Annotated in this window: 9 protein-coding genes; all 9 read right to left on the bottom strand. The window is 67.1% G+C overall.

What is annotated here, in order from left to right:
• A partial coding sequence (locus AC16JP_RS03060; RefSeq protein WP_484339130.1) for a hypothetical protein occupies window positions 1-659 on the bottom strand: 659 nt, incomplete at its 3' end.
• 66 nt (window positions 660-725) lie between these two features.
• Window positions 726-1,211 carry an A24 family peptidase gene (locus tag AC16JP_RS03055; protein WP_484339129.1) on the bottom strand — a complete coding sequence of 162 codons (486 nt, stop codon included), beginning with the start codon at window positions 1,209-1,211 and terminating at the stop codon, window positions 726-728.
• Between the two features lies 1 nt (window position 1,212).
• On the bottom strand, window positions 1,213-2,106 hold the full coding sequence (locus tag AC16JP_RS03050; protein WP_484339128.1) for a tetratricopeptide repeat protein: 894 nt from the start codon (window positions 2,104-2,106) through the stop codon (window positions 1,213-1,215).
• Window positions 2,103-3,353: a tetratricopeptide repeat protein gene (locus tag AC16JP_RS03045; RefSeq protein ID WP_484339127.1), complete on the bottom strand. Its 1,251-nt coding sequence runs from the start codon at window positions 3,351-3,353 to the stop codon at window positions 2,103-2,105. Before AC16JP_RS03045 ends, AC16JP_RS03050 begins: the two co-directional genes overlap by 4 nt.
• Window positions 3,337-4,302 carry a type II secretion system F family protein gene (locus AC16JP_RS03040; protein WP_484339126.1) on the bottom strand — a complete coding sequence of 322 codons (966 nt, stop codon included), beginning with the start codon at window positions 4,300-4,302 and terminating at the stop codon, window positions 3,337-3,339. Before AC16JP_RS03040 ends, AC16JP_RS03045 begins: the two co-directional genes overlap by 17 nt.
• A gap of 3 nt (window positions 4,303-4,305) precedes the next feature.
• Entirely contained in the window at window positions 4,306-5,298 is a 993-nt protein-coding gene (locus AC16JP_RS03035) for a type II secretion system F family protein (RefSeq protein WP_484339125.1), read from the bottom strand.
• Complete coding sequence (locus AC16JP_RS03030) at window positions 5,295-6,698, bottom strand: TadA family conjugal transfer-associated ATPase (RefSeq protein WP_484339124.1); 1,404 nt, start codon at window positions 6,696-6,698, stop codon at window positions 5,295-5,297. The genes AC16JP_RS03035 and AC16JP_RS03030 overlap by 4 nt, the downstream gene beginning before the upstream one ends.
• Window positions 6,695-7,933: a CpaE/TadZ family protein gene (locus AC16JP_RS03025; RefSeq protein ID WP_484339123.1), complete on the bottom strand. Its 1,239-nt coding sequence runs from the start codon at window positions 7,931-7,933 to the stop codon at window positions 6,695-6,697. Before AC16JP_RS03025 ends, AC16JP_RS03030 begins: the two co-directional genes overlap by 4 nt.
• A complete protein-coding gene (locus tag AC16JP_RS03020) occupies window positions 7,930-8,295 on the bottom strand; it encodes a hypothetical protein (protein ID WP_484339122.1) in 366 nt (121 codons plus the stop codon). Before AC16JP_RS03020 ends, AC16JP_RS03025 begins: the two co-directional genes overlap by 4 nt.
• Window positions 8,296-8,297: the final 2 nt, after the last annotated feature.

The following is an 8,297-nucleotide window of genomic DNA, read 5'->3' as shown; positions in this document are numbered from 1 at the left end:
GGGTGGTTCGGGTTGTCCATCATCAGATCGATGAAAATCGGCAGCAGGCAGCCGAGGATCGCGCTGCAATCGCGGACCTGTGCGCGGTTTACGCCGCTGTTCCAGGTCGAGCCGCCGTGGACGAGCTGGTTGCGCAGCACATAGAGCCGGTCGAACAGGATCGACAGGATCTTTGCCGTATCGTGGTGGGCCAGCGCCGCGTTGATGGCGACCTGCGCGCGATCCAGCCGGTCCGCCCAGTCGGCGTGGCCGGAGAGACCGTTCTGGTGCTGCCAGAATGGCCCGAACACAAACTGGTTTGCCAGCAGCACGCGAATTTCGTGCGGGAATCGCTGCCACACCATGTCGTAGATGCGGTGCCCGCCATCATAGCCGACGAGGGTGGTGAAAAACGCCTGGAACAGCCCGCGCTCGCCCTCTGCGGCGCCTGTAGTGCGCGATGCGTCGACGTCTCCGGCGTAGGCGGCGTTGAACCCGATCCACAGCAGGATGAAGCGCACGTCTTCGTCGTCGCCTTCGGCCTCGGCGCGGCGCAGCCATGACAGGGCGCGATGCACCCTCAGCGACAGCGGCGCGGCAAAGCCGTCACGCAGTTCGCGCTGTTTCGTCTTCAGCCGTTCGTGGTGCAGCGGGCTGCCGCTTGGGTGGCGATAGGTCATGGCCGGCATGGTAGCGCAGCGTTGCCGTTGCTCAAGCCGAAGCGCGGACCGGTTCGCATTGCAGCGTCAGATCGGCCAGTGGCGGAACGCCCACCAGAAAATGCCGCCGGCGATTGCAATCGCATAAGGGAGTGGCGCGCCGTCGCGCAGCGGGCCGGGCAGCGCCTGCTGGCCACTGGCCGAACGGCGGGCAACTGCGCGTGCCGCCAGCAGCAGCAGCGCCAGCACGCCGCCTGCCAGCAGGATCGCCGCCAGCATGGCGGGCAGGCCTTTCAGCGTCGTCCATGCGGCGGCAGCCGTCATCAGCTTGATGTCGCCGCCGCCCATCCAGCCAAGCGCGAACAGCAGCGCGCCCGCGGCAAACATCGCCAGAAAGCTTGCCCCGTGCCAGAGCCACGGGAAATCCGGCTGGGTGAAACCGAACGCCACCGCCAGCGCCAGAATGGCGATCGACAGGCTGTCGGGAATTTCGAAACGGCGGATATCCCAGAAGGCCGCGATCAGCAGCATCGCCCCGGCAAGGGCGGCAAACAGGGGGGCAAGCCAGGGCATATCAGTGTTTCGCAGCGTCTTCCTGCACGGCCGGCGCGGCGGTTGCAAGCTGGCGCAGATAGGCAAGGTTTGCTGCGGCCTGCGCCTGATAGCGCGGGTCGGCTTCGAGCGCCCGGTTGAAATAGCCTTCCGCCAGCTTCAGGTCGCCGCGCAGCAGCGCCGCATAGCCGACGGTGTTCAGATCTCGGCCCAGATCCTCGCGGGTGCTGCCTTCGAACGCCTGTGCGTAATGGCCTTGCAGCCCGCGCGCCAGCCGCAGGTTGGTGGCGGCGGCGGCAAGCTGCGGTTCGAGGCGCAGCGCGCGCTGGAAATCGGCCTCTGCCTCGGCTGTCCGGCCTTGCAGCAGCCGCGAATAGCCACGGTTGTTGAAGGCGTCGGCGCTTTCCGGCGCCGCGGCGATCGCCCGCCCATAGCAGCTTTCCGCCAGCTTCCAGTCGCGCTTCTGGTCGGCCAGCACGGCCCGCGCCGACCACGCGCGTGCAAGCGCCGGGTCCAGCGAAACGGCGATCGCCAGCAGGCTTTCGGCTTCGGGCGTGCGGTTCTGGCGGATCAAGGCAATCGCACGCCCGGTTTTTGCGCGCGCTGCCAGGCCTTCTTCAGCCTCGAGCGACTGAAACGCCAGCGCCGCGTCGGCGCTGTGGCCCGCCGCCAGCAGCAGTTCGGCTTCGCGCAGGCGCAGTTCGCCATGCTCGCCGCGCGTTCGTGCGCGGGACAGCAGTTCCGCTGCCGAGCGAAGCCGCCCGTCGGCAATCGCGCGATCGATGAAGCCAAGCGTCAAGGTCAGCCCGTCGGCCTGTGATGCCTGTTCGGCGGCGGGCGCCATCGTTTCCGTGCTTGCTGCAGCGGCACCCGGCGCAAGCAACAGCAGCGTCAGTGCGGAAAGCGCGGCCTTCATGCGGCGGCTCTGATCGCCTGCATGCGCTCGATCAGAGCTTCCAGCCGGGCGATCTTCTCAGCGACGTCCGGCTCGCCGCTGTCGGCGTGCAGGCGGTTCGCAAGACCGTTCAGCCGCGCATCGTCGCTTTCGAAGGGGCGGGTGAACAGGCAGGCTTCCGGCTCCAGCTCGGGGCGGGCCGTGGCCGCAAGGCGGCGCGGTTGTGGCACCAGCCCGGCGGCGATCACCGCCGCTCCGGTTCCCGGACGGTGCGGCGCCGGGCCGTCGGTCTGGGCCACCATCAGCAACTGGAAGCGGTTCCAGTCGGGGTCGTCGGTGGCGAGCGCATCCGGCCGCGCAGGCGCGAAAACGTCGGCTGCGTCAGCCGGCAACGCACCAGCGCGCGGGCCGAGGCCGAGATCGTTTGCCGCCATCAGCAGGCCGGGCACCACTTGCGCGCGCGCGGCTTCTGCCGCTTCGGCGGCGTCGGCGCGGATCGCCTGCGCTTCGGCAAGGGCGATGCGCTGGTCGTCGGCCTTCGACAGGCCGCCTACCGGAACGATCGCGGCAGCAAGGTCGGAACCCAGCACTGCCGCAAGCCGGGTGGTCGCTTCGCGCTGGCGGGCGGGCGCGGGCTTTTGCGGGTCAGCCAGCACCAGCCGCAGTTCATGGTCGCTGGTGCGGACGATCCGGGCCGGATCGGCCATCGGCTCGGGCGTTGCGGCCTGGGCGACGGCCGGAGCCGCCGGTTGCCGGGCGGTATCGATCTTGCCCAGAATCTTCAGCGCGCGCGCCGATACCTCGGCATCGCCCGAGGCTGCGGCGAGCGACAGGAAGCGTGCAGCTTCGCGCTTATCGCCCTGCAGATACAGCGAATAGCCGTAATTGTTCAGCAGCAGCCCGGACTGCGGTTCGAGGCCCAGCGCCATTTCATAGAGAGTGCGCGCGCTTTCGAACCGGCCCATGCGGTCGTAGCAGACGGCGGCGCCGTTCATTGCCTCGACCGATTCCGGCGCCATCGCCATGGCGCGGCTATATTGCTGCAAGGCCAGCACCACCTGCCCCTGCGTCAGCAGCGCGCGTCCCTGGGCCAGCGTCGCATCGAGCGTCTCCGCCTGCTCGGCAGGCTCGATGGCGCGCATTCCATCGACCGCTGTCGTGCGGGCATCGACGGCGGCGGGCGCCAGCAGCGCGCCTAGCGCGACGGGCGCCAGCGCCAGCGCCGACGGGCCGGTGGCGCGATCTTCAGGATCACTTGTCGGATGCATTGAACATCGACTCCCTCAGCGAGATCGAAGCCGGCAGCGCCAGCACGCCGATCATTGTCGGCAGCAGGAACAAGACCAGCGGGATCGACAGCAGCACCGGCAGGCGGTGGGCCTTTTCCTCGGCGCGCATCCGCCGCGATTCACGCATCTCGCCGGCATAGACCTTCAGCGCCTGGCCGATGCTGGCGCCCAGCTTGTCGGACTGGATGACCAGCGTTGCGAACGACTGGATTTCCTCGACGCCTGAACGCTTGGCCATGTTCTTCAGCGCCTCGGCACGGGCGCGGCCCGCCCGCAGTTCCAGCGACACGCTGGCGAACAGGTCGGCGAGGCGCGGGTGCAGTTCCACCACTTCCTGCCCGACGCGGGCGAAACAGGCGTCGATCCCCAGGCCAGCTTCGACGCAGACGAGCATCAGGTCGAGCGCGTCGGGGAAGCCATTCAGGATTTCGGTCTTGCGACGGTCGGCCCGGCCGCTGACGATGACGTTGGGCACATAAAGGCCCGCCGCCGCCGCCGCGACCAGCGTCATGTAAAGCTTGGAGGGCGTCAGTTCGAGGCCGAGCATCGCCACCACGCCATAGGCGATGGCGGGCAGGATCAGCGTCAGGCCGGAACGGATCAGCACATAGGCGCGCACGGCATAGGGCTGGGTATAGCCGGCAAGCGCCAGCTTTTCCGCCAGCAGATGCGACTTGCTGTCGTCGAGCGACAGGCCGCGCGCCTCGACTTCGGCGACCAGCCGCGCCCAGAGCGAACCGGTGTGGTCGGTCTTGAGGGTGGGCGCGCCGCCCGAAGAGATCGCCGCTTCGGCATTGCGCGGGGTCGTCGCCAGCCGGCTGGCGATGTCGACCTTTTTCTCGAACATCGGCGCCAGCGCCAGAACCACCAGCACCACCGCGCCGAACACCAGCGCCAGAACCAGCCAGGTCGAAAGATTGCCGCCCATCGGTCAGACCTTCAGATCGACGAGCTTGCGGATCATGAAGATGCCGCAGGCATACCAGAAGGAAAGGCCGATGAGTCCGGGCAGGAACCAGGGATCATCGACCACATCGAGATAGAATTCCGGCTGCGTCGAGAACACGAACAGGAAGGTGCCGACCGGCAGCACCGACAGCACGATTGCAGTCATCTTGCCTTCCGAGGCGAGCGCACGCACCTTCAGCACCATCGACTGGCGCTCGCGGATCACCTTCGACAGGCCTTCCAGAATATCGGCGAGGTTTCCGCCGGTTTCCGCCTGGATCGCAACGCAGACCGCGAACATCGAGATGTCGGTGGTCTGCACGCGGTTGGCGAGGTTGTTCAGTGCGTCGCGCAGATCATAGCCATAGCTGATTTCGGCCACCACCATGGCGAATTCGGATCCGATCGGATCGGGCATTTCCTCGACCAGCAGATCGAGCGCGCCGGTGACCGGGTGGCCGGCGCGCAGACCGCGCACGAAAATATCCAGCGCGACCGGGAACTGTTCCTCGAACTTCTTGATGCGCTTGGTGGCCTTGCGGTCGAGCAGCAGCACCGGAAACACCGTGCCGATGCAGACGGCGAACACCAGCACGAGGAGCACCGAAGTGAAGCTGTGCAGCATGTCGGCGATGCCGAGGATGACGGGCGCAGTGACGGCAAGACCGGCCGTCGCCACCGCCATCAGCATCAGCATGCGTTCGGCCGTCATGCGCATGCCGGCCTGCGCCAGCTTGCCTTCCAGCCGGTTCAGGATGGTCGCAACCATCGATTCGCCGCGCGCGCTCTGGTGGCGCTTCAGCGACGCCTGCACTTCCTCGACCATGTTGCCGGTACGAAGCGCCCCCAGCCGCCGGCCGACACGCGATTTCGGCGCATGCACGTCCATATAGTAGAAGTAGGCGCCCTCGATCAGCAGGATCACTGCAAAGAACAGCAGCGTCAGCATCAGGGCCGAGGTGTCGGGCAAGGTCATGCCACGGCGTCCAGCTTGCGATAGGGGTCGAACAGGGTGCCCGGCAGGTTGATGCCGCGTGCGCTGAGATATTCCATGAACTTCGGTCGGATGCCGGTCGGCTTCAGTTCGGCGATCACATTGCCCTGCGCGTCGATGCCCTGGCGGTCGAAGCGGAAGATTTCCTGCATCAGCACGGTTTCGCCTTCCATGCCGGTCACTTCGGCCAGCGAGGTGAGGCGGCGCTTGCCGTCGGACAGGCGTTCGAGCTGCAACACGACGTGAATGGCCGAGGCGATCTGCGAGCGCGCCGCCTTGGGGCTGATTTCCAGCCCCGACATGCCGATCATCTGTTCGAGACGCGACAGCGCATCGCGCGGAGTGTTGGCGTGGATCGTCGTCATCGAGCCGTCGTGGCCGGTGTTCATGGCCTGCAACATGTCGAAGGCTTCGCCGCCCCGGCACTCGCCCAGCACGACCCGGTCAGGGCGCATCCGCAGCGAGTTCTTGACGAGGTCACGCTGGTTGATTTCGCCGCGCCCTTCGATGTTGGCCGGGCGGGTTTCCAGCCGGATGACGTGCCGCTGCTGCAACTGAAGTTCCGCCGAGTCTTCGATGGTGACGATGCGTTCGTGCTCGCCGATCGAGGCCGACATCGCGTTCAGCATGGTCGTCTTGCCGGAGCCCGTCCCGCCCGAGATCAGCACATTGCGGCGGCCGCGCACCACTGCGCGCAGCGTTTCGGCGCAGGCTTCGGGCATGGCGCCGAACGACACCAGCTTGTCCATGTTGATCGGCGTCTTGGCGAACTTCCGGATGGTCAGGATCGGGCCGTCGACGGCGAGCGGCGGGATGATGGCGTTGACACGGCTGCCGTCGGGCAGGCGGGCGTCGACCATCGGCGAGCTTTCGTCGATCCGCCGCCCCATGCCCGAGACGATCTTCTGGATGATCCGTTGCAGGTGGCGGTTGTCGGCGAAGGTCGCGCGGGTTTCCTCGATCCGGCCCGCGCGTTCGATGAAGACGATGTGCGCGGTGTTCACCATGATTTCGGTGATGGTCGGGTCTTTCAGCAGCGGCTCCAGCGGCCCGAGGCCCAGCAGCTCGTCCAGAATGTCTTCGACCAGTTGCCGCCGCTCGGTCATGTTCAGCGCATGGTTGGTTTCGCGCAGCATGTCGGAGACGATGTCGCCGATATCCTTGCTGACCTGGTCGCGCGTCATCGATTCAAGCGCGGCAAGGTTGATGCGCCCCAGCAGATTCTGGTGCAGCTCGACCTTCAGTTCGGTTTTCACGTCCATGCGCGGCGCTTCGGGCTGCTTCGGCTCGGGCGCGACCGTTACCGTTTCGGAGGCGGCCGGCGCCGGCGCCGGCCCGGTTGCCGGTTTGCGCGGCCAGGCCATGCCCTTCATTCCGCTCATTGCGCGTCGCCTTCTGCAGCCAGCGCGACAGACAGGGTGGAGGTCAGATACTTCAGATCCTTCAGCACGCGCGACCCGGGCTTCACTTCCTTCAGCGCGCGGCCTTCGTCGTTGGCGCCGCTGACCGCCGGATAGTCGTTGGCGATGGTGAATTCGATCTTGCGGCCGAGCACCGCTTCGTTTTCCTTCAGGTCGACCTTGCCGAGGAAGCTTTTGTTCACCCGGTTCGCCACCAGCTTCAGCTTGGGCATCAGGCCATTCGCCTCCACCATTTCCAGTTGCCGGCGCGTCTGGTGCATCCCGGCGACCGACAGGTTGGAGATCATGCACACCGCATCCGAGCGTTGCAGCACCCGGACGGTCCATTCCGTCCACAGCGTCGGCAGATCGACGATCACGAGATCATAGGTCTGGCTGGCGACGCGCAGGATGCGGTCGATGAAGTCGGTGTCGATGGCGTCGATCGGCATCATTTCCAGCGGGCTGGCGATCACCGACAGCCCCGAGCCGTGCGAAACCGCAACCGACTGGAGCAGATCGGGATCGAGCCGCTCGGCGTCTTCGATCAGATTGCCCAGATGCAGCGACGGCTTCAGATCGAGGAGCAGCGCGGCGTTGCCGAACTGCACGTCGAGATCGATGTAGCAGACCCGCGCATCCGACGACCACAAAATGCCCGCCTGGGTGGCGAGCGCGGTGGAACCCACCCCGCCAAGCGCGCTGAGGAAGCTGACCACCTTGCCCTGCCGTTGCGGCTGGCGGGCGGCCGCCGCCTGCGGGCGGACCGGGCGCTTCGCCAGATCGGCGACGGCGTGCGCCAGTTCGTCGGCGGTGAAGGGCAGCGGCAGCACGTCGAACGCGCCGCTGCGCAGCAGCATCCGCGTATCGGCAACCGACAGACCGTCGACTGCGGCGATCACCGGCACATGCCCCAGCGACTGCACCAGCCGTTCAAAGGCCGGAAGCGCGCCATCATTCCCCGGCACCAGTTCGGCAACGACGGCATCGACACCTTCGAGCAGCGGCGAGCCTGGCTCGATTCCGGCGATGTCTGCGCCTGACAGGATCGGCTCGATGCCAAGCGCCGACAGCCGGTCGGTGGGCGGCAGGCGGCCCGGTTCGGATGCCAGCAGCAGCACGCGGCGCGAAGCTGCGCCTGCGCCACGGCCGTCTTCGGGCTGCCAGGGCTGCGTGTCGGCTGAACCAGCCGCCGGAAGCGGGCTGTGCAGGGTCATTTGCCCTGCCCCGTCACTTCGACGCCGCCGCCCGCACCGGCACCGGCACCGCCCTGCTGCCCGACCGACGATGCCAGCGATGCGCTGACCAGCGGCCGGACCTTGTCGGTCATGTAGCGGCGGACTGCGGCGACGCTGCGCAGGCCGACGCCGCCTTCCATCAGCGTGCCTTCATACTGCGGGTCCATGTTGACGGTCTGGACCTCGATGTTCTGCCGCACGGTGCAGCCGAAATCCGGGTCCTGCGCCTGCGCCGTGGTGCCGGTGCCCAGCGCATAGAGCGCGCAACTGGTGGCGATCAGCGGCAGCGCGATCCGGGCGAAGTTTCCAGCCGTTGCGGGGGCCTTTTGCGGCTTCTCCATGT

The sequence above is a fragment of the Sandaracinobacteroides sp. genome (assembly GCF_057137845.1).
The sequence above is the reverse complement of the archived record's forward strand: the minus strand, read 5'-3'. Positions and strand labels throughout refer to the sequence as shown.